The following is a 23363-nucleotide window of genomic DNA, read 5'->3' as shown; positions in this document are numbered from 1 at the left end:
TTATGAAAAAACTGAAGATCGGAATTACTTGTTATCCAAGTGTCGGCGGCTCAGGCATTATCGCCACGGAGCTTGGAAAACGTTTAGCTGAAAAAGGGCACGATGTTCATTTCATTACCTCTAGCATTCCGTTTAGGCTTAATAAAGTATATCCGAATATTTATTTTCATGAGGTGGATGTGAATCAATATGCAGTTTTTCAATATCCGCCTTATGACCTTGCGCTGGCAAGTAAATTGGCAGAAGTCGCAAAACGAGAAAAGCTTGATATTATTCACGCGCATTATGCAGTCCCGCACGCTGTCTGTGCGTTTCTAGCCAAACAAATGACTGGACACTCTGTGAAAGTCGTTACGACGCTTCATGGAACGGATATTACGGTTTTAGGCTATGATCCATCATTAAAAGAAGTGATCCGGTTCGCCATCGAATCATCGGACCGCGTAACAGCGGTGTCGCATTCATTAGCTGCGCAGACATACGATCTCATCAAACCAGATAAAAAAATTGATACGATTCATAATTTTGTTGATGAACGGGTGTATTTGCGTGAAGATCACGATTTGTTAAAGACACATTATGGTCTTTTACCGAACGAAAAGGTCATCATCCATGTATCAAACTTTCGAAAGGTGAAACGGGTGCATGATGTGATTCATGTGTTTCAAAAGATTTCTGAACAGGTGCAGGCAAAGCTGCTGCTCATTGGTGATGGTCCTGAGAAATCGGTTGTATGTGAACTCGTGAAAAAATTAGGACTGACAGACCGCGTATTGTTTTTAGGCAAGCAAGAGAAGGTTGAGGAGCTTTATTCAATAAGTGATTTGAAGCTGCTTCTTTCGGAGAAGGAGAGCTTTGGGCTTGTGCTTCTTGAAGCAATGGCATGCGGTGTCCCTTGTATCGGTACGGATGTCGGCGGTATTCCAGAGGTCATTACACATGGAGAAACAGGGTTTCTTGTCCCGCTCGGCGATATAGATGGAGCAGCAAAGCACGCAGTGTCTCTGCTGAAAGACGAAGCGCTTCATGAAAAAGTGTCAGCGGCAGCACAGTCTAGTGTTCAGGCTCATTTCTCCTCTGATAAGATTGTGAGTGAATATGAGAAGCTTTACCTAGAATTGATCGAAGGTGATGATGAAGATGAATGAACCATTCACACATGCGATCCCTATATTACATACACTGCACGAACATGGGCATCAGGCTTACTTTGTCGGCGGAGCGGTGAGAGATGTTCTATTAGGACGGGAAATCGGCGATATCGATATTGCGACAGATGCAACACCTGATAAGGTTGAGTCCTTATTTGAAAAAACAGTAGATGTCGGTAAGGAGCATGGCACTGTCATTGTGTTGCATGATGGTGTCAGCTATGAGGTCACGACGTTTCGAACGGAATCAGAATATGAAGATTTTCGCAGACCGAAAGAAGTGGCGTTTATCACATCGCTTAAGGAAGATCTTTTAAGAAGAGATTTAACGATTAATGCGATGGCCATGGATATAAATGGGGAAATTATTGATCATGTAGGTGGAAAACAGGATATTAAGCGGAAACGAATTCAAACCGTAGGAGATCCTGCGTGCCGCTTTCAAGAAGATGCGCTTCGCATGATGAGAGCTGTCCGTTTTTTAAGCCAGCTTGGCTTTGAACTCGCTGATGAAACGGCTGAAGCTATGAAAAAGGATAAGCATCTGCTTGCCAACATATCAGTTGAGCGCAAAAAGATTGAAATGGAGAAGCTTTTAAAAGGCCGTCATTGTGAGAAGGCCATTCAAGTACTCATTTCAACCAAATTATATGAAGAATTGCCAGGTCTCAAAGAGGAGCGTCTTCATGAATCCTTTCAAGCCTTTCCATATTACTTACTGGATGGACGAGAAGAGGTATGGGGGGCTTTCATCCATTTGCTCGGCCTAGATGAAGCGGAGGCTGCGGCCTTCTTAAAAGAATGGAAGCTGTCAACAAAGCTTTTGAAAGACGCAGTAGCTATTAGTCAATACGTTGATTGTGACTGGGATGCGGAAACCATGTTTGAAGCTGGTGAACACGTGCTCTTATCTAGTTTGAAGATTACACAGCTAAAACATGAGCGCCGCATTTTCTTTGATGAACTGGAGTCAGCGAAGCGTTCTTATGATGCACTTCCGATTAAAAAGCTCCAAGACCTCGCTGTTTCAGGAAAAGATTTAATGGCCTTTCGGCAAAAGCCGTCTGGGAAATGGATTGCAGAGGAGCTTGATTTTGTGAAAAAAGCCGTTTTGCAAAACCGTTTAGAAAACCGAAAAGAAGCCATAGAGGAGTGGCTTAAAGCATGCGATCCGCAATTAGAAAACGATTAATTGAACTATTTACAGAATCCAGTCAGGATTTTGTCTCAAGTCAGCAGATTTGTGATGAGCTTGGCTGCTCCCGAACAGCTGTGTGGAAGCATATGGAGGACTTGCGAAAAGAGGGGTATGAGGTAGAAGCAGTTAGAAGAAAAGGATACCGTCTGCTTCGTAAACCGGACAAAATTAGTGAGGACGAAATTCTGTTTGGTCTGGAAACAGAGAGCTTCGGCAGGCATATTTACTTTCAGAAAGAAGTCGCTTCCACTCAGCTGATTGCCCATGATCTTATCAATGAAGGTGCGCCCCACGGCACAATCGTTGTCAGCGATCATCAGACAAACGGAAAAGGGCGTCTTCAAAGAACGTGGCATTCACCAAATGGGACAGGCATTTGGATGAGTCTTATTCTCCGGCCTGAGATCCCGCTGCATAAAGCGCCGCAAATGACGCTTTTGGCATCTGTAGCCATCGCAGAAGCGATTGCGCAGCAAACAGGACTCAATCCATCTATTAAATGGCCAAACGATATTTTGTTGAATGGAAAAAAGGTCGTTGGCATTCTGACTGAATTAAAAGCAGAAGCTGACCAGGTTCATGCGGTCATCATTGGGCCGGGCATTAATGTGAACCAAACAGTTGATGACTTCCCGGATGAACTAAAGGATGTCGCCACAAGTCTGCGAATGGAACTGAATGAAAAAGTGGATCGGGCTGCACTCATACAACAGATGATGTCCACTTTTGAAAAAAGGTATGACGATTACATGAAGCAAGGATTTGCGCCGATTAAACAATTATGGGAATCGTTTGCGATGACGATCGGTCAACATATTGTTGCCCGCACCGTCAATGGGAAATATACGGGGAAGGCGCTTGGCATCAATGAAGAAGGTGTTTTATTGCTTGAAACGGAGGACGGTATCCAAAAAATCTACTCCGCAGACATTGAGATCAAGTCAACTTGAGTGGAACACCCGGCACATTTTTGATATACTTCGTGTGGGCAGTATCTGCAAAGAACTGTACCTGTTAGGAAGAAAAATTCGATAAATTTCTGCCTTGATCCTAAGGGACTTGGACAGAGGGATGATTCGCCGCACATGAGAAATCAAAGCATGTGATGTGAGGCTAGCCATCTCCTCTCCAGAATGAGGAGGAACAAATGAAGACAAAGCTAGATTTTTTCAAAATGAAAGAACAAAACGAACCTATTGTGATGCTGACCGCATACGACTATCCAGCTGCAAAGCAAGCGGAAAAAGCGGAAGTCGACATGATCTTAGTTGGTGATTCACTTGGGATGGTTGTACTTGGACTAGATTCCACAGTTCAAGTCACGATGGATGATATGATCCATCACACAAAAGCAGTGAAAAGAGGCGCAAAAGACACATTTGTTGTGACTGATATGCCATTTATGTCTTACCATTATTCGTTAGAAGAAACAATGAAAAATGCAGCACGCATCATGCAAGAAAGCGGTGCCGATGCCTTAAAGCTAGAAGGCGGAGATGGAGTATTTGAATCCATTCAAGCTTTAACAAGAGGCGGAATTCCTGTCGTCAGTCATTTAGGCCTCACACCTCAATCAGTTGGTGTACTTGGCGGGTATAAAGTGCAAGGAAAAGACCACGAAAGTGCTCAAAAATTGATTGAAGACAGCTTGAAATGTGAGGAAGCCGGAGCGATCGCACTTGTGCTGGAATGCGTACCTGGCGAACTGACAAAACGAATTACCGACATGCTGAAGATTCCTGTGATCGGAATTGGTGCAGGAGCTGAGGCAGACGGACAAGTTCTCGTTTACCATGATGTGGTAGGATACGGGGTGTCTAGAACACCTAAGTTTGTGAAACAATACGCGCAAATTGATACTGTTTTAGAAGAAGCGCTCATTCAATATACAAAAGAAGTAAAAGCACGCACATTTCCAGAGGACATGCATACGTTTCATATCAAAGAAGAAGTCCTTGATGGCTTATATGGGGGAATCAAAAAATGAACGTTGTCACCCATATTCACGAGCTAAAAGAATTGATCAAGCAGCATCAAGAAAAGCAGCATTCCATCGGCTTTGTTCCTACGATGGGCTTTCTTCATGAAGGACATCTGACGCTTGCGAAAGAGGCAAGAGGTCAAAATGACATTGTCGTGATGAGTATTTTTGTCAATCCTTTGCAATTTGGACCAAATGAAGACTTTGAATCCTATCCGAGGGATATGGAAAGAGACAAGCGTCTTGCAGAACAAGCAGGGGTGGATATTTTATTTACACCTGATGTGAAGGAAATGTACCAAAATGAACCATCTATTACGATGACGGTTCAAAAGCGGACGGATGTCTTATGCGGAAAAAAACGCCCAGGACATTTTGACGGCGTTGTCACTGTGCTCACAAAGCTGTTTCATCTTGTGTCACCAACAAATGTCTACTTTGGACTAAAGGATGCACAGCAAGTCGCTGTGATCGATGCGATGATCAAGGATTTCTTCTTTGATCTTCACCTTGTATCTGTACCGACAGTCAGAGAAGAAGACGGTTTAGCGAAAAGCTCAAGGAATGTGTACTTGTCAGAAAAAGAAAGACAAGAAGCACCCGCTTTATACCGCGCATTAAAAAAAGGCCGGTCAGCTGTTGAAAAAGGTGAACGTGATGTCAGTCGTGTATACCAGCTGATTGAAGAGGAACTTGTTCAGACGTGCGGAGAAATTGATTATATTGAGATCTACTCATATCCAGAACTTGAGCCGCTTGAGCAGTTAACAGGTCAAGTCATTATGGCGATTGCGGTGAAATTTTCACGGGCAAGACTGATTGATAATGTGATTTTCCATGTTCCTGAAAGCGGTGAAAAACATGTATAGAACCTTTATGACATCTAAGCTTCATAAAGCAACGGTAACAGAAGCAAACTTACATTATGTGGGAAGTATTACAATTGACGAAGATTTACTTGATGCGGCAGGTATGATGGCAAATGAAAAAGTACAAATTGTCAACAATCATAATGGCGCAAGACTTGAAACATATATTATTCCCGGCGAAAGAAAGAGCGGTGTTATTTGTCTAAATGGGGCGGCGGCGAGACTCGTTCAGCCAGGGGATGAAGTCATTATTATCGCTTATGGGATGCTGTCAGAAGAAGAAGCAAAGACACATACACCAAAAGTGGTCGTGTTAAATAAACAAAATCAAATTGAACAAATGATTGGGCAAGAGCCTGCGAGAACGATTTTATAACGCAAGCTCCATGGAAACAGAACAGTTTCAGAAGAGAGGCTGTTCTGTTTCATCTATTTTGTCCAGAGTGTGTTTCACTTCAGGGTGAAACGAGGAATTGAGGTGTCCATTTTATGACCGATCAAAGGTTTGTTGTCGTTGATATTGAAACCACCGGAAATTCACCTAAAAAGGGTGATAAAATCATTCAAATAGCTGCGGTGGTCATTGAAAATGGACAAATTGTCGAACGGTATTCAAAATATGTGAACCCGGGAAAAGCAATCCCTGGATTTATTGAACAGCTGACAGGCATTCAGCAGCACATGGTTGATGATGCGGTGTTTTTTGAGGATATTGCCCAAGAGGTGAATGATCTCATACAGGGTGCTTATTTTGTTGCGCACAATGTTCATTTTGACTTGAATTTTTTAAATGATGAACTAAAAGCATGCGGGAAAAATGAGCTGGATGTGCTAGCAATTGATACAGTTGAGATCTCTAGAATTCTTTATCCTGAGCTTGAAGGTTATAAGCTCACTGAATTAAGTGAAGAGCTCATGCTTCCACATGACCACCCGCATAGGGCGGATAGTGATGCGGAAGTTACTGCCATGTTATTTTTAACTTTATTACATCAATTAAAACATACACCGAAAATCGTGCTGAAGCAGCTGCGCAGATTATCCTCTTATCTCCTAAGTGATATAGGACTTTTAATTCAGCAGCTTGAAACAAGTCATGCTAGCCGGGAAGATTCTTTGGTGGAAGTCGGCTCTTTTGCTGTAAAAGATGTCACCAATTCTATCAGTAGGGCGACACATTCAGTAGGTGAAGATGATGAACAGCTGTTTGAGGAAATCAAAAAGAAGCTTCCGCAAACGGTAGAAGGCTATGAGGTAAGAGAAGGCCAGCTTACAATGATGAATAAAGTGAGAGATGTGTTTCATGAAAGAGCCTATGCATTAATTGAGGCGGCACCGGGTATTGGGAAAACGCTCGCTTACCTCATCCCAGCTGCTCTAGAAGCGAGTAAATCAGGAAAACCTGTCATTATTAGTACATATTCCATACTTTTGCAGCAGCAAATGCTTCAGCGTGATGTGCCTATGTTGAATCAATTGCTCCCGTTTGAGCCTGCTGCCTGTGTATTTAAAGGTCGGGCGCATTATATTTGTTTAGATAAGTTTGAGCATGTGCTTCATGAGGAAGATGATAACTATGATGTCGTCTTAACGAAGGCGCAAATTTTAATGTGGCTCCTTGTAACAGAAACAGGTGATTTATCTGAACTGAATTTACCGTCAGGAGCTGCCAATATAAAAGACCGCATTTCCTGTGTGCATATGCCGTTTACATCGAAAAAGCGCCGTTTTAAAGAGTATTGCTTTTATGAGCGCGCTAAAAAAAGGGCAAAAACAGCTGATTTAATTTTAACGAATCATCGTCTGCTCTTATCACAAACGGAGGCATCGTCTATCTTTCAGCATGCTGACGTATATGTGATAGACGAAGCCCATCAATTTGAGAAAACAGCCAATGAAACCCTAGGGGATAGTGCGTCTTATATCCAGCTTCACGCGAAGTTAACACAGCTTGGCTCCTTGCAAGGCGGATTGTTAAAGAAACTGAAAAAGAGATTTCATCATGCAGGGTTACAGACAGACACCTTTATTGAAATGGATGAGTATCTCAATCAGCTTCAAATGGAAAGTGACGCTTTCTTTAGCACCGTCCATTCATTTGTGAAAAGGACAAAACCAAAAGCCGACATCAATCGTCTCATTCATAGAGTACGTCATCATTCAAAGCATGCTCAGTGGAAACGGATTAAAGAAACGGCAAGTAAGCTTTGTTCCTTGTTAATTGCTTGTGAGAAGCTGTATGAACAGCAAAAAAATGAGCTTCTTCAAAAAAGTGATCAGCTGACAGAACACTTTGCCTTTGAAGCAGAGGAATACGACCAAGTCATGTCGTTTATGCATACTTTTTGCAGTACACTGTACCGGTTTATCTTTGAACCGAAAAACGATGAAACGGTTTGGATTGAAATTGATGCAAAAGGGGCCAAAAACGCTGTCTTTATGCATGCACAGCCGTTAGATACTGGGGAGCTTTTGGCTGACCGTTTCTTTATGAACAAAAAGAGTGTTGTCCTCACATCAGGGACGCTTACCATTAATCACCGTTTTGATTATTGCTTGGAACGGTTTGGCCTGCAAGATTTTTACCCTCATCTTGTGCAAATTGATTCACCTTTCGAACTTGAAAAACAGCTTAAGGTCATTGTTCCAGCAGACATGCCACCGATTACAAACCGTGATGAACGAGATTATGTAAAGCAGGCTGCGCAATATATTAAGGTCATGGAAAAGCAGCAGCATGCAAAAATATTGGTTTTGTTTAATTCACATGAGATGTTAAAAGCAGTCTATGAAGAGCTAAAAACAGAAGGGATGCAGTCAGCCCTTTTTGCTCAAGGTTTGACGGGCGGAAGCCCCGTAAAATTAACGAAAATGTTCAAATTAGCAAAACAAGCCATTTTACTTGGTACGGGTAGTTTTTGGGAAGGTGTTGATTTTCCGGGCGCAGAGCTGACAACAGTCATCATGGCACGTCTTCCGTTCAGGCCGCCTGATTCTCCGCTTATTGAAGCCAAATGTGATGCAGCAAAAAAACAAGGGAAAAATCCGTTTAAAGCCGTCGCTTTACCAGAAGCTGTGTTAACCTTTAAGCAAGGAGCTGGACGCTTGCTGCGTTCTGAAAAAGACATAGGCACATTGCTGATTTTAGACCGCCGAGTGAAAACCGCTTCATATGGAAAACTATTTTTAGAATCACTCCCTCATGCGCCAGTTCACGAGATGTCAAAAGAGTCACTTGAGGCGTATATAGAAAACCTTAACAACGAAAAGCCGCTGTCATAAGCGGCCTTTAGCTGGTGTGGGTTTGGAGTTAATTTATCGTAACGGCTTTTTGTGTTCCGTTGTAAAAATAGTATCGGTTCCCGTGCAGAAAAGTATGACTAACAATATTTACGTACCGAGGAGGAATTAGAAGTGGAAAGTAAAATAGAGGTACTTTCAACTGTTCAAATTAAACATTCAGAAGACCTGTACAAAATCGTTGACTTATTGAACAGAACGCTTAAAAGAGAAGATCTTATGTTTGGATTAGCATTAGATCAAGAAGATCAAAATCAAGCGGTATTTACGATATACCGCACATAGGGGAAGCTTGACATGAAAAAAATAGTCTGGATTATTTCATCTGTAGTGGCTCTCGTTCTGCTTATTGGCATCATCAGCTTTACGTGGATTTATCAAATTGCCATGGGACAAAGAGAACAAGGGCATGAAGCAGCGATCGAACGAGCAAAAGAACAAGCAAATATCGTACAAGTGGAGCAAGTGGAAACCTTTGTCGGGAAAGAAAAACAATTTATTGTTGAAGGGAAAAACAAACAGAATGAAACGACCTACGTTTGGGTTCCTGCCAGCAAAAAAGAAAAAGTGATCGCAAAAAAAGCAAAAGAAGGCATTACCTCGAATCAAGCAGTACAAGCCGTTCAAAAGGAGAACACGGTCTCTAAGCTAAAAGAAGTCAAATTAGCGAGAGAAGGTGACGTACTTCTTTGGGAAGTGACATACTTAAATGAGAACAATCAATATAGCTTCAGCTATGTCGACTTCTCGACAGGACACGTGGAAAAAAATTTAACACCGTAGTTTCTCCTGTCTTGCGTTGACCATGCTGATTTAGAACGGTTATAATAAAATGTATGAAAAAAGATTCACACCTGTCTAAAGGTGAGTTTCTTTCTGGCTTTGGAGGGAATTATGTTGAAAACAACGATTAATCAAGTGTTCAAACACGTCGATCAAGAAGTAACCATCGGCGCATGGATTGCCAATAAACGTTCAAGCGGAAAAATTGCATTTTTGCAGCTGCGTGACGGGACAGGCTTTATTCAAGGAGTCGTAGTAAAAGCAGAAGTGGAAGAGGAAGTCTTTAAGCTTGCGAAATCAGTCACTCAAGAAACATCTGTCTATGTAACAGGTCAAGTGACAAAAGATGAGCGTTCACCGCTAGGTTTTGAATTGCAAGTGAAATCCATTGAAGTGATTCATGAAGCGACAGATTATCCAATTACACCAAAAGAGCATGGAACAGAATTCTTAATGGATCACCGTCATTTATGGCTTCGTTCTAAAAAACAGCATGCCATTATGAAAATCCGTAACGAAATTATTCGTGCTACATATGAATACTTCCATCAAGAAGGTTTCGTGAAAGTAGATCCGCCAATTTTAACAGGAAGTGCACCTGAAGGCACAACGGAACTGTTTGCTACGAAATATTTTGATGAAGATGCATACCTTTCTCAAAGTGGCCAGCTTTACATGGAAGCTGCAGCAATGGCACTCGGAAAAGTATTCTCATTTGGCCCAACATTTAGAGCTGAAAAATCTAAAACGAAACGTCATTTAATTGAGTTTTGGATGATCGAGCCGGAGATGGCTTTTGTCGAATTCAATGAAAACCTTGAGTATCAAGAAAATTATGTGTCTCATGTTGTTCAAAGTGTACTTGAAAACTGTAAAGTGGAGCTGCATACACTAGGCCGTGATACAGCGAAATTAGAAAACATCAAAGCACCATTCCCGCGCATCACTTACGATGAAGCGATTAAATTCTTGCAGGAAAAAGGATTTGATGATATTGAATGGGGAGATGACTTCGGAGCGCCTCACGAAACAGCGATCGCCGAAAGCTATGATAAACCAGTGTTTATCACTCATTACCCAACATCATTAAAACCGTTTTATATGCAGCCAGCACCGGATCGTGAAGATGTTGTCCTTTGTGCAGACTTGATTGCACCAGAAGGCTACGGAGAGATTATTGGCGGTTCTGAGCGTGTTCATGATTTAGAGCTTCTTGAAGCAAGATTGAAAGAACATGGGCTTGATCAGGAAACTTACAAATGGTATACAGAATTAAGACAATATGGTTCTGTGCCGCATTCAGGTTTTGGTCTTGGACTTGAACGTACAGTTGCTTGGATTAGCGGAGCGCCGCATGTGCGTGAAACCATTCCTTTCCCAAGATTATTAAACCGTTTATACCCTTAAGACGTGAAAGCCTCCAACAAATGGAGGCTTTTTCAAACGTCTTTTTAGAGGGGCACGTGAAATAAAACGTGATATACTTAAAATGAAGAGGTGTATCCGATGAATAGACAGCAATTTATTAATATGCAGCAAATGGGGTCGACAAGTTTGCCTAATTTGCTGATTGCTCATTATGAGCAGTTAGGACTGAATGAATCACAGATGATGGTGATGCTTAAAATTAAAATGAATGAAGAACAAGGCGTTTTCTTCCAAACATTTGAAGAGCTTTCTCAAGGCATGACCATTTCAGCGGAAGAGTGTGCGTATATGGTTCAGCATCTCATTCAAAAAGGATTTATCTCGATTCAGCCATTTGAAGACAGGTCTGGTATTCAGCATGACCGCTATTCAGTAGAACCTTTATGGGGCGTGCTGTATGACTTTTTAGAAGCAAAACAGGCGAAAGAAGCGCAAAAACATCATGTGCAGGCTGAAAAATCTTTATATGCTTTATTTGAAGATGAATTCGGCAGACCGCTGTCTCCTCTTGAAGGAGAAACACTTTCGATCTGGATGGATCAAGACCATCATGATACTGAGATGATTCGGCTGGCGCTAAGAGAAGCCGTTTTATCAGGGAAATTAAATTTCCGTTATATTGATCGAATTTTATTTGAGTGGAAAAAGAAAGGGCTGAAAACAGCGGAAGAAGCAAAAGAACATAGCCAGCACTTCCGTTCTCAGCAGAAAACGCCGCCTTCAAACGAAGAGACGTCCACTTATAAACGACAAGTTCCTTTTTATAATTGGCTGGAACAATAACCAATAAAGGAGAAGGCATGTTATCAAAAAAACAAATCAATGAGTGTTTAGACATTATAGGAGATATGTTTCCAGAGGCTGAGTGTGAGCTTGTTCATGCCAATCCATTTGAGCTTGTGATTGCTGTTGCGCTCTCTGCTCAATGTACGGACGTGCTTGTAAACAAGGTCACCAAAACGTTATTTCAAAAATATAAAACACCAGAAGACTATTTAAGTGTACCGCTTGAAGAACTGCAGCAAGATATTCGTTCGATTGGTCTTTATCGAAATAAGGCTAAAAACATTCAAAAGTTGAGCAAAATGCTGATTGAAGAATATGGCGGTGAAGTACCAAAGGACCGGGATGAGCTTGTTAAGCTTCCTGGGGTTGGCCGGAAAACAGCAAATGTCGTCGTTTCGGTCGCTTTTGGTGTACCGGCAATAGCAGTAGATACACACGTAGAACGAGTCAGTAAACGTCTAGGCATCTGCCGCTGGAAAGATTCTGTGCTTGAAGTAGAGCAAACCTTGATGAAAAAGGTACCAAAAGAAGATTGGTCTGTGACGCATCACCGTCTGATCTTTTTTGGGAGATATCATTGTAAGGCGCAGCGGCCGCAGTGCGAATCGTGTCCACTTCTTGATATGTGCAGAGAAGGGCAGAAGAGGCTGAAAAAAGGATTGGTGAAGCTGGCATGAGCGGGGCAGCTGTTTTCACCTCATATGTCGAAAAGCTAAAAGAAAAAAAGGTAGAGATTAAAGGTGATCGAGTAGATATACTGAGGGCCAATCCGCTCGCATATGATCTATCTTCAGAACCTTTAACAGACGAGTTTCCATGGCAGGAAACGGAAGAATTTGTTCCTGTGATGTTTGAGCTGTGGGACGAATTAAAAGAAAAAATGCTTCCTCGTTTCCAAACAAGAAAATCCCGCTGTGAAGAAGATGATATGCTGCAAGGAATCGTCAGTATGATTGCGATGTTTTACTGGATCAAAGGGGAGAGTGTCCAAACGTTTGAATGGGAACATATCAAGCAAGAGACATTTCCTGTTGCTCCGATTAATTGGACGGAACGTTTAGAGTTCATTTTGCTAAAACCAACTCAATATCATTGCTTTATTCAATTGGACGAGCTATACACGGAATTAAAAAAGCAGTATGGAAAATATGAAGCACTTAAAAAAATCAAACAGCAGCGTTAAAAAAAGCACTTGCCATAGGAGGCAAGTGCTTTTTCATTATTCATCTTCTTTTCGAGAAGTAGCATTTGATTGCGAATTGGAACTTTGAGAGTTGGCTTTCTCATCATCTTTCTTTTTATCTTTATTATCAGTTTGCGAGTTGCTGTTCCCATTTGTACTGTCTGAGCCATTATCTGAAGAACCATTATTTCCGTTTTCTGTATTTCCACCTTGGTCCTGATCCTTATCTTGATCTTTTTTGTCATCAGGCTTTTGCTCATCAGTGCCAGGGGGCTGATTTTTGTTATCGTCTGTTTGGTCTGTCTGCTCGTCGTCAGGCTGCTGCGGTTCTTCTTCTTCTTTATTCTCATCATCCGCTTTTTCTTCCTCATCTGCGTCATCCTTAATGGTGAGGAAGGTAGATGCCGCTTTACTCGTGACATCATCTACAGTGGCTGTCACTTGGAATTTATATGTGGAGCCAGGCTTCACATCAGAGATGACCGCTTCTTTAGCAGAGCTGTTTTGAATCTCTTTATAGCCGCCATTATCAACTGCTTGCTTGACATTAAATGTAGCATCAGCGTCGTCAGAATAGCCCCAAGTCAGTGTGATGGATTTTTTCTCTTCATCATACACCGCTTTTAAGTCAGAAGGCTTATCGGCTTCTTTTTTCTCAAAAGTGTCAGACACTTTTGTTGGAACCGTACCTTTTACAAAGTATTCTGTTGTCTTCTTGTCACTTGGTGTATTCGGTCCGGCTAATTTTGCAGGATCGGATCCTTTTTCAACCGTAGCTTCAACGACACTGTCTGGTTTTTCAAATGAGCCGCTTCCATCATCAATTTGAGAAATCAATCGCTGGAAGACAATTTTGGCAACACGCTGCTCGTTTTCATTCAGCCATACTTTGCCGTCTGCATCTTTTGAATTACCGATTCCCGTCCAAACGGCTGCTGTGTATTGCGGAGTATAACCGACAAACCACGAATCTTTTGCACCGCCAGAAGGGATATTGTGTGTCTTAATATCTTTTTCTATAAAGTTCGTTGTACCTGTTTTACCAGCTACTTGAACGTTCGGTACTTGTGCAAGTGTACCAGTTCCAGATTGGACAGCAGTTTTCAGCATATCTGTGATCATAAATGCTGTATAATCACTCATTGCTGCTTTTGAGTCCGGCGTAAGGTCAAGTTTTGTCCCGTCATTAAATTCAACAGACGTGACAGCATGCGGTTCGTTATAGTATCCGTTATTACCGAATGCACTAAATGCTCCAGCCATCTTAAGGGAGGAGACACCATCGTCAAATCCACCGATTGAGTAGGACTCTGGAATGTCAGAAGGTAAGTCCATACCTAAGTTATTAGCGAATTGAACGGCATTGTCTGTACCAGCTTCTTGGAAAGCTTTTAGGGCAGGAATGTTACGTGATTGTGCCAAAGCACTTCTCATCGACATTTTCCCTAAGTGTCTTCTGTCAAAGTTATTAATCGGCGTACCGTTTGAGTACGTATACGGTGCATCATCAATTTGCTGATATGTTGACCATTTTTTGTTTTCAATGACTGGGCCGTAATCTAAGATCGGTTTGATTGTGGAGCCTGGCTGGCGTTTTGCATCCGTCGCATAGTTAAAGCCGCCGGCTGGTACATCACGTCCACCGCCAATGGCGCGAATTTCACCATTTTTCGTATCAAGCAGAGTCACACCCGCCTGCATCCCTTTCGTAAATCCAACTGAATCTCCATTGATGATTTCAGTTAGATGATCCTGTGCATTTCGATCAAGTGATGTATAGATTTTTAATCCATCAGTTGATGCATCCACTTTGGCTTTTTTCTGTACTTCTTCCATCACTTCTTCAATGTAGGCAGAGTACTTACTAGAGTTTTGGCTCTTATATTTACTAGCTGAAACAACTGTCTTACTGACAGGGGTTGCTTTTGCAGCGTCATATTCTTTTTCAGAAATATAGCCTTGTTTTTTCATAAGGCTTAAAACAATATTACGGCGTTTTTCCGCTGCCTCGGGATGTTTCACTGGGTTATAGGCAGAAGGACTCTGCGGCATACCTGCAAGTGTGGCAGCCTGTGCAACGGTTAGTTTATTTAAATCTGTGACTCCGAAAAATTGTTCAGCTGCTTTCCCAACACCATAAGCATAAGGAGAGAAGAAAATACGGTTTAAATACATTTCTAAAATTTCATCTTTAGAGTATTTTTGCTCAAGCTGAATCGAGAGCCATACTTCCTGTACTTTCCGTTTTAACGTCTTTTGATTGCTCAGGAGGGAGTTTTTCACAACCTGCTGTGTAATTGTACTTCCGCCTTCAGCACCAAAGCCGTCCTCAACGTTTGCGACAAGTGCACCGCCGATACGGATTGGATCAATCCCGTGGTGCTTATAAAAACGTGCATCTTCAGTCGCAATAAACGCGTCTTTTACTACATCGGGTATATCTTTTATCGAGACATACGTTCTTTTTTCTGCACCAACTTCTGCAAACACTTTCTTGTCTTTATCATAAAGCTTTGAAGAGTATGGTGTTTTAAGCTTACTATCATCAATAGAAGGAGCGCTTGATGCAAAAACGGCAAAAGTTGTGATTCCGGCAACTAAACAAAGTAGACCGATCACGAGTAAAGATAAAAATATTTTTTTAAATAGACCTGCTTTCTTTTTGCCTTTTTTGTTCTTTTGCTTCTTATTGTTTTCTTGACTTGCTTTACGTCGCTGTTCACGACTTGTAAATTGATCAGACATCACATCTCAACCTTTCGTGTTAAACCTTTTTCGAACGTAATTGCTGCTTGCTTTCATCCGAAAAATGAAGTGTCTCCACTACTTTAATATAATCAATTCTTGGCGAATATCCAAGTGTCATTATGTGGCCAGCTTCCATTAATTCGTCTTTGCTAATGGATTTACGGCCATTTTTTTTCTGCCGCTCCCAGAAGAAAAAGAGATCTGAAGCGGGCAAATAATAAACGGAGCCAAAAGCGGATATAATAACGAAACAAATACCGCCTTGCTTTTCAACCTGTTTCATATGCTCAATTTGATGGTCGTGGAAATTTTTGAGCGGAAACGAGGTAGTGCTTTTGGTTTCCTTTGCTTCAAAATCGATATAGCGGCCTTTGTAAACCCCGTTATAGTCTGTTGTGGATGATTGTTTAAAATAGGCTTCTTTAATGACAGCAGCACTTCTTTTTGGATAATCCACATTCACAATTTGAACTGGGGTAGGCTTTTTATGAATGACTGCGATCCCGTTGACCAAATAGTATTGGTTTGTTTCATTTAAATCAGCCTCAAGCGTCATCCCGCGGTTACTATAAGAGGATTCGCCGCTGATTCTTTTTTTTGTCCCAATTTGTTGTATGGGCTGATACGATTTTCCGTTTGGATACCGAATCATCAAGTTTCAGCCTCCTTTTAATGCATTTTGTATTGGAGAGATCACCATGTTGTCCCAAGAAGAGCATATCATCACTCAGCAAATTTTGCGTGAAACGAAAGCAAAAAATAAAGACAACCTGACGAGGACAAATGCCTACAAGCGCTTTTATGACCGGCATCCAGAGATGAAATGGTCGCTGCTCGCTTCCTTTGTCTCGAGAAATGCTGGGTGGTCCATGACGGATTTAAAAGGCGAGCTCTTCCATCCAGGTTTAACGGATCAGCAGGGGCACCTTTTTTTCACAGCATATGAAAGAGCGAATTGGCTGATCTTTTCGGATGCTTACCCTCAGCTTCTTTTGTACGAATGGTCTAAGCGATGCAGTAAACCTTTGTTTCATCTGCTTCCTTATTTCTCCGTGTCTCGTTTTATGAGCGCTGAGTGGGAACGCTTCTGGCTAAAGCGTGACACAGAGCGTCTGCTTTATGCACTCATCATAAATGAACAATATACTATACAATCTCCTATTATACAAAATCCTCTTCTGAAAAAGAATGTTTTTCACTCGATTCAATATCTTTTCAGCGAGTGGGGACATTTCCAAACCGTTGTTTTTCCAACGGTGGACGGGCATTTGTACGGCTTAACCATACGGAAGTTTTCCAATGTAAAGGATCGCATTACATTAGGTAAAAAACTAGCGAAACTATTATTTCGAGCCGATTTGTTTTCGGATTTTTATCATTTTTTGCATACCGTTCCGCATACGGGGTCTCGGTTTGATTTTGAACCGTTTTTAGGGATCGCTAGAAGGTCAACACCTTTTCTTCGGACGGTTTATCCGGTGATGACACATTCATTAGACGATCAAAGGGAAGATTGGTTTCAAAAGAAATTGAGTCCATCTTTATTTGAGGCAGAGCCGCTGCCAAAGCAGATTGAGCTGACCGACTGGTATTTTCATAAAAAAAGACAGCTTCGTTTTCTTTTCTCATTAGAGCACTATTTTTTGCATAAATAAAAAGCAGGGGGTGCCTGCTTTTTTTACGTAGATGGACGATTAGGACCGCCGAGCTTTTTATCCAGCTGATCTGGACTGTTTTCTTTCCCTTTTGGCTTTTGCTCTTTTGGTGCTGGCTGCTTTTTCATGAAATCTACCTCCTTTTGTCTTTAGAATTTACACAATCGGACGCAATCATACAAAGAAGGACAAGCATCTGTCGAAAAGGAAGAAATAGCGCTTATCTACACTTAGATTGGCGATTTGCTTCTAGTTTTGTCATGTGTGAAGGAGGGTGAGAAAGAAAAGAGAATGTAACGAGAGACGATAAAGGAGGAATCTGATGATGAGCGAATTTGTATCAAAAGAATCCATTATGCAGTTGTTAGAGGAAATCGAGCGAAAAATTGATGCGGTAGAGGAAGAGCTGTCTCTTGCTGTGAAGCAGACGAAACGTGCAGCGATAGAAGAGCAAGAACAAATGATTGACCGGCTTGAATCAGAAGTAAAGGACTGTGAAGTGAAGCTTCATGCAGCCGAGTATAAACTGGCAGCAAGACCGGCATATCACGCCGGATAGCCTTTCTATTTGAGCAATAGGTAAACGTTTGATAGGATGGTTCATAGAGGTGAACACTTTGGATAATCAAACATTACTTGAACATACACAAAACTTGAGAATATGGATCGAAGAAGCGTATGAGCAGTACCAAAAGGGAAAGGCTGAAGAGGAGTACCCATCGTATGATTTTTATACGGATATTCAGCCGGCCGTTGTTACATTTGATCAGAAAATGGAGGAGTGGCTCACCGCTGCCATCTCGTTTATTGAGCAGGCCAAACCTAGATATTTACACCAAGAACAGCTTGAAGCCGTAAAAGAAAATGGAAAAGAGGTTGTCCTGCAATCTTATTTTGGTAAACAGCACGCACCCCGTGTAAAAAATTTAGTTGAGTCAGTGGTTTACACTCTGAACCTTTTAATAGAAGAAATCAAAAAGCGCAGCTAAAGACATGATGCTGCGTTTTTCTTATGGCTTCTTTAGGCACATCTTCTGCTCTTGGTCATAATATATGAGTGTCATCAATATGTGTTGAGAGCGAGAGGAGCGAGATAGATGTTCCCTTATTCAAACCAGCAGCCTTATGAATTCAATCAATTCAAGCAAAGGCCTTTTCCGTATCCAGAGATGCAGCAGCAGCCTCCGCAGCCTCCAGACTATTTCATGCCGCCGTATCAAGGTGGAGGGGGAATCAATCAGGCACCATCTACTGTTTATCAGCCGCCTTATGGATACCAAGAAAACGTGCCGCCTTTACAGCCGCCTGAAGCGATGAACCCACCCCAAATGCAGCCGCCTCCAGGCATGATGCCCATGCAGCCGCCTATGAACCCTTATCCATTGCCAAGGCCGCAAAAACAGCAGCCATCTCAATTTAAAAGTGTGCTGTCACAATTCAAAAAGACGAATGGGCAATACGATTTTAACAAAATGTTTGATACAGCTGGCCAAATGATGAGTACAATGAATCAAGTAGGCTCATTGGCGAAAGGATTTACAAGCATTTTTAAAGCATAGCTAAAACCCAATAGATTGATCTATTGGGTTGTTTGCTTTGGCGCAGACACATGAAGCGATTGATCTTTCCACACACTCTTCATTTTCGTTTCATCTATTTTTGCCGGCATTAAAATGGTTTTGGTAAAGCTTGAATACGAAGAAGTCGTATCTGTTTTGATTTTTTCCTGTACTGATAAGTGTAAATATTGGGCTTTTACTTCTAGCGCAATGTCTCCTTCGACAAAATGGTCTGGAAATTGAATCTCGATATACACATTCTGTTCATCCTCTGTCACACCGGTCGTAATGGATGCAAGTGAATGCGATGTGGTCATGAGTGCCTCTGCACTATTTAATATCTCGTGAAACGGGGAGGATGCAAAAAATTGTTCAATCGCTTCATATAGCATATCTTCATTTGCCAGCATTTCATGTTTTTTTTCGCCTTCATGTTTCATCTGAATCACCTCTCATCTACAGCCTATGCAGAGGGGGCTCAGGCGGTTATCAATTGATGAGAGGAAAAAATTATGATTAAATAGTGTTGAATGAAGCAAGGTGTATGGGCGTAAAGTTTCATGCACGAAATAGATTTAAGAAGCAAAGCTTGAAGGGAGCAAATTGACATTGCTGAAAAAATTATTCGGTTTCGGAAAAAACCAAGATGATGTAAAGGAAGAAGTCATTTATTCTCCAGTTGATGGAGAGTTAATGGATATGACTGATGTACCAGATCCCGTCTTTTCTCAAAAGATGATGGGAGACGGCGTAGCAGTAAAACCAAAAAGTGGGACGATTGTGTCACCAGTAGAGGGTGAAATCATTCAGCTCTTCCATACAAAACATGCAATTGGCATTCGAACACTCTCGGGGCTTGAGCTTCTGATTCATATCGGACTTGAAACAGTTGGGTTAAATGGTGAAGGATTTGAAGCCCACATGAAAGAAGGGGATAAAGTGAAAATCGGTGATCCTCTTATTACATGTGATTTAGAACTGATTGAAGAGAAAGCATCAAGTACAGTGACACCGATTGTGATTATGAATGGTGACCTTATCGAACGACTTGATAAAGAACCAAAAGGCTCTGTAGAAAAGCAGATGTCCAAGCTCTTTACAGTGAAAATGAAATAATCCATGAATAGAAAAAACTACCCACTGATAGGGTAGTTTTTTATTGTGCTGAGGACATTAATCCTCCATCGGAACCCAGCCTTGACTTGCTTCCATGACAGACCACAATCCTTCTGGAATGAGATACTTGTCTTTTTGGCTGCGTTTAATGACGGTTTCAATCTCTTGTTCTCTGCCTTCTTTAATCTTCTTAGCCCAATCTGGGTCGACGATCAGCTCTCGTGCGACAGCGATGAGAGGAATCCCTTGATTGTAAGCATGGAGTGCATCTTCAGCTGTAATGACACTGCCTACTCCAATAAGCGGAAGAGCATCGCCGCAGCGTTCTTTTAGCAGTTCCATACGAGTTTTATTAGAATCTGCGCCTCGTCTTGCTTTAGAGCCAATCTCCATTAGAGAGATATGCAAATAATCGAGGCTTTTTGTTTTGAGAACATCCACTAATGTAAACGTCTCTGTCATTGTTAAACCAGGTGTTTCTGGTTCTTCAGGAGATAACCGGTATCCAAAGATAAACGGTTTAGCCGCATGTTCTTTGATGGCCTCCTTAACTGCATCTACAACAGCAATAGGGAAAGCTAGACGTTTTTCTTCATTTCCTCCCCATTGATCTGTACGCTGATTGCTATGCGGTGAGTAAAATTGTTGTAATAAATAACCGTTTGCCCCGTGAATTTCCACGCCGTCAAACCCTGCTTGAACCGCTCGTCTTGCTGCTTCTTTAAAGGAGTCGATAATTTGCGTAATTTCCTCTTCTTTTAAAGCGCGTGCAATTTGTTTTCCATCTTTGAACACATCACTTGGCGCAACCACATCACCGTTTGGAACTAAATGAGGGAGAGCCTGAGAGCCGCCGTGATGAATTTGAATGATGGCTTTTGTTCCTTTTGCCTGGATAGCTGAAGCCAGTTTTTTCAGGCCAGGGATATCTTCATCTCTTGCGATAGAAGGCTGTCCTTCAAATGCCTTCCCATCTGGAGTCACATTCGCACATGCAGTAATCACCATGCCCATTTCACTTGATCTAGCTGTAATGAAGTCAATTTCGTCTTTTGAAATGGTGCCGTCGTCATGAGAACCGAAGTGTGTCATTGGAGCAACGACTAACCGGCCATCAATAGAAGCGCCTCCTGGAAACGTAAATGGTTCAAATAAAGGCTTAAATTCGTTTTTCAATCTGATCATCTTCTTCCTTGATAAAATCATTTCACTTTAGAAGTGTAATAGATATTGTTACAACAGTTCAAAGTATTTGCTCATAAGTCCGCATCAAAAAATTGCCGCCTAGTCATGCAAACAAATATTCGGTACACTAGAACGAGAGGTGGACGCAATATGAAAAAGAAAACAATGAACGAACTGATAGAAGAATTAAAGAAAGACGAACAGGTAGAACATTGGCATGAAATTGAAGCAAAGCCTGCACAGACCTCACCCGTTCCTGAAAGAGTGGACGACAGGCTAAAAAAGGCGCTTGAAAAACGAGGCGTCAAAGAGCTGTACATTCATCAAAAAGAAGCCTTTGAACGAGTAATGGATGGTGAGCATGTAGTAACGGTTACACCAACAGCTTCAGGTAAAACGCTTTGCTACAATCTGCCTGTCCTTCAGTCGATTGCAGAAGACCAGACAAACCGCTCTCTTTATTTATTCCCAACAAAAGCGCTCGCGCAGGATCAAAAGAGTGAACTTAACGAGATCATCCACGAGATGGATGTTCCAATCCATAGTGAAACATATGACGGAGATACATCCCCAGCTATTCGGCAGCGAGTCAGACAAGCAGGACATATTGTCATCACAAACCCGGATATGCTGCATTCAGCTATTTTGCCTCATCATACGAAATGGGTCAGCTTGTTTGAGAATTTGAAATACATTGTCATTGATGAGCTTCATACATATCGAGGTGTGTTTGGCAGTCATGTGGCCAATGTGATTCGCAGGTTAAAGCGAATTTGTGCATTTTACGGAAGTGATCCGGTGTTTATTTGTACTTCAGCAACGATTGCGAATCCAAAAGAGCTGGCGCAGCAGCTCACAGGGAGCAAAGTGCATCTTATTGAACGAAACGGAGCGCCCAGCGGTAAAAAGAATTTTGTGTTTTATAACCCGCCAGTGGTGAATAAACCATTAAATATTAGACAAAGCGCTGCCACTGTCGTCAACCAATTGGCTAAAACATTTTTAAAAGAAAAAATTCAAACGATCGTTTTTGCTAGAAGCAGGGTACGAGTAGAAGTGATTTTAAGTCATATTCAAGAGCTTGTGAAAAAAGAAATCGGTCCAAAATCGATTCGCGGGTATCGCGGAGGCTATTTGCCAAAAGAGCGCCGCGTGATTGAAAAGGGGTTAAGAGAAGGAGACATTCTAGGTGTCGTCAGCACGAACGCACTAGAATTAGGGGTAGATATAGGTCAGCTAAAGGTATGCATTATGACGGGGTATCCTGGCAGTGTAGCGAGTACATGGCAGCAGGCAGGACGTGCTGGAAGGCGTCATGAGGAGGCGCTCATTATCATGGTAGCAAGTTCCTCACCCCTTGATCAATATATTGTCAGACACCCTGAATATTTCTTTAATAGACCGCCTGAAGCAGCCAGAATCAATCCTGAAAATCTCATTATTTTAGTGGATCATCTAAAATGTGCTTCCTACGAGCTGCCATTTCGGACGGATGAACAGTTTGGCGGCATGGAAGTAGAAGACATTTTGCAATACTTACATGAGGAAGGGGTTCTTCATTTTAGCGGGAACCGGTATTATTGGTCAGATCAATCGTTCCCAGCGCATGGCATCAGCCTGCGGTCTGCAAGTCAGGAAAATGTGGTGATTGTGGATCAATCCGACGTAGCGAATGTCCGGATTATTGGAGAGATGGATCGATTCAGTGCAATGACATTGCTGCATGATGAAGCGATTTATTTACACGAAGGGGTTCAGTATCAAGTAGAAAAGCTAGATTACGAGCATTTGAAGGCTTATGTGAAACAGGTGGATGTAGAATACTATACAGATGCTAATTTAGCTGTTCAGCTCAAGGTGCTTGAAATCGATCAGACGACAGAGAAAGAAGCGGTATCTGTTCACTACGGTGATGTGACTGTCAACGCAATGCCTACGATATTTAAGAAAATCCGTCTGAGTACTGGTGAAAATATCGGGTCTGGACCGATTCACTTACCGGAAGAAGAAATTCATACGAGTGCGGCTTGGTTTGAATTACACGAGGCAGAGCGGAGATTTGAAGAGAAGACACTTGAACAGCTCCTGCTTGGCATCGCAAATGTTCTTCAGCACATTGTACCTGCTTTTGTGATGTGTGACCGCTCAGATATTCATGTTGTTTCACAAATTAAAGCGGCACATACCGGTAAACCGACAGTCTTTTTATATGACCACTACCCTGGCGGAATCGGCTTAAGCAAAGAAGTCCAAGCTCGTTTCGATGAAATAGCAGGTGCAGCCATTCAGCTGATAGAGCGGTGCCGCTGTGAGAACGGCTGTCCATCCTGCATTGGCATGGAAATAAAAGAGGTGAGCGGAAAAAGCAGCATTGTTGAATTGATGTCTGCATTTTAAGAGGAAGGAGGAAGATACCTACTC

Annotated in this window: 24 protein-coding genes; 19 read left to right on the top strand and 5 right to left on the bottom strand. The window is 41.9% G+C overall.

The window, feature by feature from the left end:
• Nucleotides 1-2 precede the first annotated feature (2 nt).
• The 13 genes from bshA (at nt 3) to NSU13_RS10225 (ending at nt 12679) form a co-directional block, all read left to right on the top strand.
• Complete coding sequence (bshA, locus tag NSU13_RS10285) at nt 3-1148, top strand: N-acetyl-alpha-D-glucosaminyl L-malate synthase BshA (RefSeq protein ID WP_081124530.1); 1146 nt, start codon at nt 3-5, stop codon at nt 1146-1148.
• Nucleotides 1141-2343, top strand: coding sequence for a CCA tRNA nucleotidyltransferase (locus tag NSU13_RS10280; protein WP_342489501.1), 1203 nt, complete (start codon nt 1141-1143; stop codon nt 2341-2343). The genes bshA and NSU13_RS10280 overlap by 8 nt, the downstream gene beginning before the upstream one ends.
• The gene (locus NSU13_RS10275) at nt 2316-3299 is read left to right on the top strand and encodes a biotin--[acetyl-CoA-carboxylase] ligase (RefSeq protein ID WP_111926509.1); all 984 of its coding nucleotides are present in this window, start codon (nt 2316-2318) and stop codon (nt 3297-3299) included. Before NSU13_RS10280 ends, NSU13_RS10275 begins: the two co-directional genes overlap by 28 nt.
• A 197-nt stretch (nt 3300-3496) precedes the next feature.
• Nucleotides 3497-4336 carry a 3-methyl-2-oxobutanoate hydroxymethyltransferase gene (gene panB / locus NSU13_RS10270; RefSeq protein ID WP_024422781.1) on the top strand — a complete coding sequence of 280 codons (840 nt, stop codon included), beginning with the start codon at nt 3497-3499 and terminating at the stop codon, nt 4334-4336.
• Complete coding sequence (gene panC / locus NSU13_RS10265) at nt 4333-5199, top strand: pantoate--beta-alanine ligase (protein ID WP_034280455.1); 867 nt, start codon at nt 4333-4335, stop codon at nt 5197-5199. Before panB ends, panC begins: the two co-directional genes overlap by 4 nt.
• Nucleotides 5192-5575, top strand: a complete 384-nt coding sequence (gene panD / locus NSU13_RS10260; protein ID WP_024422780.1) for an aspartate 1-decarboxylase — start codon at nt 5192-5194, stop codon at nt 5573-5575. The genes panC and panD overlap by 8 nt, the downstream gene beginning before the upstream one ends.
• A gap of 113 nt (nt 5576-5688) precedes the next feature.
• Nucleotides 5689-8481, top strand: coding sequence for an ATP-dependent DNA helicase DinG (gene dinG, locus NSU13_RS10255; protein WP_342489500.1), 2793 nt, complete (start codon nt 5689-5691; stop codon nt 8479-8481).
• Nucleotides 8482-8613: 132 nt separating this feature from the next.
• A complete protein-coding gene (locus tag NSU13_RS10250; protein ID WP_065214698.1) occupies nt 8614-8784 on the top strand; it encodes a YpmA family protein in 171 nt (56 codons plus the stop codon).
• A 12-nt stretch (nt 8785-8796) separates the two neighbouring features.
• On the top strand, nt 8797-9282 hold the full coding sequence (gene tseB / locus NSU13_RS10245; protein WP_024422779.1) for a cell wall elongation/penicillin-binding protein regulator TseB: 486 nt from the start codon (nt 8797-8799) through the stop codon (nt 9280-9282).
• Nucleotides 9283-9396: 114 nt separating this feature from the next.
• Nucleotides 9397-10689 (top strand): asparagine--tRNA ligase, encoded by a 1293-nt coding sequence (gene asnS / locus NSU13_RS10240; protein WP_087975939.1) that lies wholly within the window; start codon nt 9397-9399, stop codon nt 10687-10689.
• A gap of 99 nt (nt 10690-10788) precedes the next feature.
• Complete coding sequence (locus tag NSU13_RS10235; RefSeq protein WP_120208135.1) at nt 10789-11493, top strand: DnaD domain-containing protein; 705 nt, start codon at nt 10789-10791, stop codon at nt 11491-11493.
• A 17-nt stretch (nt 11494-11510) separates the two neighbouring features.
• Nucleotides 11511-12173 (top strand): endonuclease III, encoded by a 663-nt coding sequence (gene nth, locus NSU13_RS10230; protein WP_024422776.1) that lies wholly within the window; start codon nt 11511-11513, stop codon nt 12171-12173.
• Nucleotides 12170-12679, top strand: coding sequence for a YpoC family protein (locus NSU13_RS10225; protein WP_065214700.1), 510 nt, complete (start codon nt 12170-12172; stop codon nt 12677-12679). The genes nth and NSU13_RS10225 overlap by 4 nt, the downstream gene beginning before the upstream one ends.
• Nucleotides 12680-12715: 36 nt before the next feature.
• On the opposite strand, the gene NSU13_RS10220 is transcribed toward NSU13_RS10225, so the two are convergent.
• Nucleotides 12716-15424 (bottom strand): PBP1A family penicillin-binding protein, encoded by a 2709-nt coding sequence (locus tag NSU13_RS10220; RefSeq protein WP_342489499.1) that lies wholly within the window; start codon nt 15422-15424, stop codon nt 12716-12718.
• Nucleotides 15425-15443: 19 nt separating this feature from the next.
• Nucleotides 15444-16079 (bottom strand): Holliday junction resolvase RecU, encoded by a 636-nt coding sequence (gene recU, locus NSU13_RS10215; protein WP_034280474.1) that lies wholly within the window; start codon nt 16077-16079, stop codon nt 15444-15446.
• A 46-nt stretch (nt 16080-16125) separates the two neighbouring features.
• On the opposite strand from recU, the gene NSU13_RS10210 reads away from it, so the two are divergent.
• Nucleotides 16126-17082 carry a DUF2515 domain-containing protein gene (locus tag NSU13_RS10210; protein ID WP_061109278.1) on the top strand — a complete coding sequence of 319 codons (957 nt, stop codon included), beginning with the start codon at nt 16126-16128 and terminating at the stop codon, nt 17080-17082.
• A 23-nt stretch (nt 17083-17105) separates the two neighbouring features.
• On the opposite strand, the gene sspM is transcribed toward NSU13_RS10210, so the two are convergent.
• Complete coding sequence (gene sspM, locus NSU13_RS10205; RefSeq protein ID WP_024422772.1) at nt 17106-17210, bottom strand: acid-soluble spore protein SspM; 105 nt, start codon at nt 17208-17210, stop codon at nt 17106-17108.
• A gap of 197 nt (nt 17211-17407) precedes the next feature.
• Between sspM and NSU13_RS10200 the strand changes: the two genes are divergently transcribed.
• The 3 genes from NSU13_RS10200 (at nt 17408) to NSU13_RS10190 (ending at nt 18641) form a co-directional block, all read left to right on the top strand.
• A complete protein-coding gene (locus NSU13_RS10200) occupies nt 17408-17641 on the top strand; it encodes a DUF5446 family protein (protein WP_224426684.1) in 234 nt (77 codons plus the stop codon).
• Nucleotides 17642-17690: 49 nt separating this feature from the next.
• Complete coding sequence (locus NSU13_RS10195) at nt 17691-18071, top strand: YppE family protein (RefSeq protein WP_224426683.1); 381 nt, start codon at nt 17691-17693, stop codon at nt 18069-18071.
• 108 nt (nt 18072-18179) lie between these two features.
• Complete coding sequence (locus tag NSU13_RS10190) at nt 18180-18641, top strand: YppG family protein (RefSeq protein WP_342489498.1); 462 nt, start codon at nt 18180-18182, stop codon at nt 18639-18641.
• A gap of 20 nt (nt 18642-18661) precedes the next feature.
• Here NSU13_RS10190 and NSU13_RS10185 read toward each other — a convergent pair whose 3' ends face one another.
• Nucleotides 18662-19081 carry an Hsp20/alpha crystallin family protein gene (locus tag NSU13_RS10185; RefSeq protein WP_034280483.1) on the bottom strand — a complete coding sequence of 140 codons (420 nt, stop codon included), beginning with the start codon at nt 19079-19081 and terminating at the stop codon, nt 18662-18664.
• Between the two features lie 169 nt (nt 19082-19250).
• Between NSU13_RS10185 and NSU13_RS10180 the strand changes: the two genes are divergently transcribed.
• The gene (locus tag NSU13_RS10180) at nt 19251-19757 is read left to right on the top strand and encodes a PTS glucose transporter subunit IIA (RefSeq protein ID WP_034280784.1); all 507 of its coding nucleotides are present in this window, start codon (nt 19251-19253) and stop codon (nt 19755-19757) included.
• Between the two features lie 57 nt (nt 19758-19814).
• On the opposite strand, the gene NSU13_RS10175 is transcribed toward NSU13_RS10180, so the two are convergent.
• A complete protein-coding gene (locus tag NSU13_RS10175) occupies nt 19815-20933 on the bottom strand; it encodes an NADH-dependent flavin oxidoreductase (RefSeq protein ID WP_231122787.1) in 1119 nt (372 codons plus the stop codon).
• A 159-nt stretch (nt 20934-21092) separates the two neighbouring features.
• Here NSU13_RS10175 and NSU13_RS10170 point away from each other — a divergent pair, with 159 nt between their 5' ends.
• A complete protein-coding gene (locus NSU13_RS10170) occupies nt 21093-23339 on the top strand; it encodes a DEAD/DEAH box helicase (protein ID WP_342489497.1) in 2247 nt (748 codons plus the stop codon).
• The last annotated feature ends 24 nt before the right edge of the window (nt 23340-23363 follow it).

This window comes from Bacillus sp. FSL M8-0049 (genome assembly GCF_038593355.1).
GTDB classification, from domain to species: Bacteria; Bacillota; Bacilli; order Bacillales; family Bacillaceae; genus Bacillus; species Bacillus safensis.
The sequence above is the reverse complement of the archived record's forward strand: the minus strand, read 5'-3'. Positions and strand labels throughout refer to the sequence as shown.

Bases quoted from the DNA above. Each gene is read 5' to 3' on its own strand.
- dinG (WP_342489500.1), top strand. From the start codon at position 5,689: ATGACCGATCAAAGGTTTGTTGTCGTTGATATTGAAACCACCGGAAAT.
- recU (WP_034280474.1), bottom strand. From the start codon at position 16,079: ATGATTCGGTATCCAAACGGAAAATCGTATCAGCCCATACAACAAATT.
- NSU13_RS10280 (WP_342489501.1), top strand. From the start codon at position 1,141: ATGAATGAACCATTCACACATGCGATCCCTATATTACATACACTGCAC.
- NSU13_RS10225 (WP_065214700.1), top strand. From the start codon at position 12,170: ATGAGCGGGGCAGCTGTTTTCACCTCATATGTCGAAAAGCTAAAAGAA.
- NSU13_RS10235 (WP_120208135.1), top strand. From the start codon at position 10,789: ATGAATAGACAGCAATTTATTAATATGCAGCAAATGGGGTCGACAAGT.
- panC (WP_034280455.1), top strand. From the start codon at position 4,333: ATGAACGTTGTCACCCATATTCACGAGCTAAAAGAATTGATCAAGCAG.
- NSU13_RS10220 (WP_342489499.1), bottom strand. From the start codon at position 15,424: ATGTCTGATCAATTTACAAGTCGTGAACAGCGACGTAAAGCAAGTCAA.
- panB (WP_024422781.1), top strand. From the start codon at position 3,497: ATGAAGACAAAGCTAGATTTTTTCAAAATGAAAGAACAAAACGAACCT.
- nth (WP_024422776.1), top strand. From the start codon at position 11,511: ATGTTATCAAAAAAACAAATCAATGAGTGTTTAGACATTATAGGAGAT.
- NSU13_RS10185 (WP_034280483.1), bottom strand. From the start codon at position 19,081: ATGAAACATGAAGGCGAAAAAAAACATGAAATGCTGGCAAATGAAGAT.
- NSU13_RS10200 (WP_224426684.1), top strand. From the start codon at position 17,408: ATGAGCGAATTTGTATCAAAAGAATCCATTATGCAGTTGTTAGAGGAA.
- NSU13_RS10210 (WP_061109278.1), top strand. From the start codon at position 16,126: ATGTTGTCCCAAGAAGAGCATATCATCACTCAGCAAATTTTGCGTGAA.
- panD (WP_024422780.1), top strand. From the start codon at position 5,192: ATGTATAGAACCTTTATGACATCTAAGCTTCATAAAGCAACGGTAACA.
- NSU13_RS10190 (WP_342489498.1), top strand. From the start codon at position 18,180: ATGTTCCCTTATTCAAACCAGCAGCCTTATGAATTCAATCAATTCAAG.
- NSU13_RS10275 (WP_111926509.1), top strand. From the start codon at position 2,316: ATGCGATCCGCAATTAGAAAACGATTAATTGAACTATTTACAGAATCC.
- NSU13_RS10170 (WP_342489497.1), top strand. From the start codon at position 21,093: ATGAAAAAGAAAACAATGAACGAACTGATAGAAGAATTAAAGAAAGAC.
- bshA (WP_081124530.1), top strand. From the start codon at position 3: ATGAAAAAACTGAAGATCGGAATTACTTGTTATCCAAGTGTCGGCGGC.
- sspM (WP_024422772.1), bottom strand. From the start codon at position 17,210: ATGAAAAAGCAGCCAGCACCAAAAGAGCAAAAGCCAAAAGGGAAAGAA.
- tseB (WP_024422779.1), top strand. From the start codon at position 8,797: ATGAAAAAAATAGTCTGGATTATTTCATCTGTAGTGGCTCTCGTTCTG.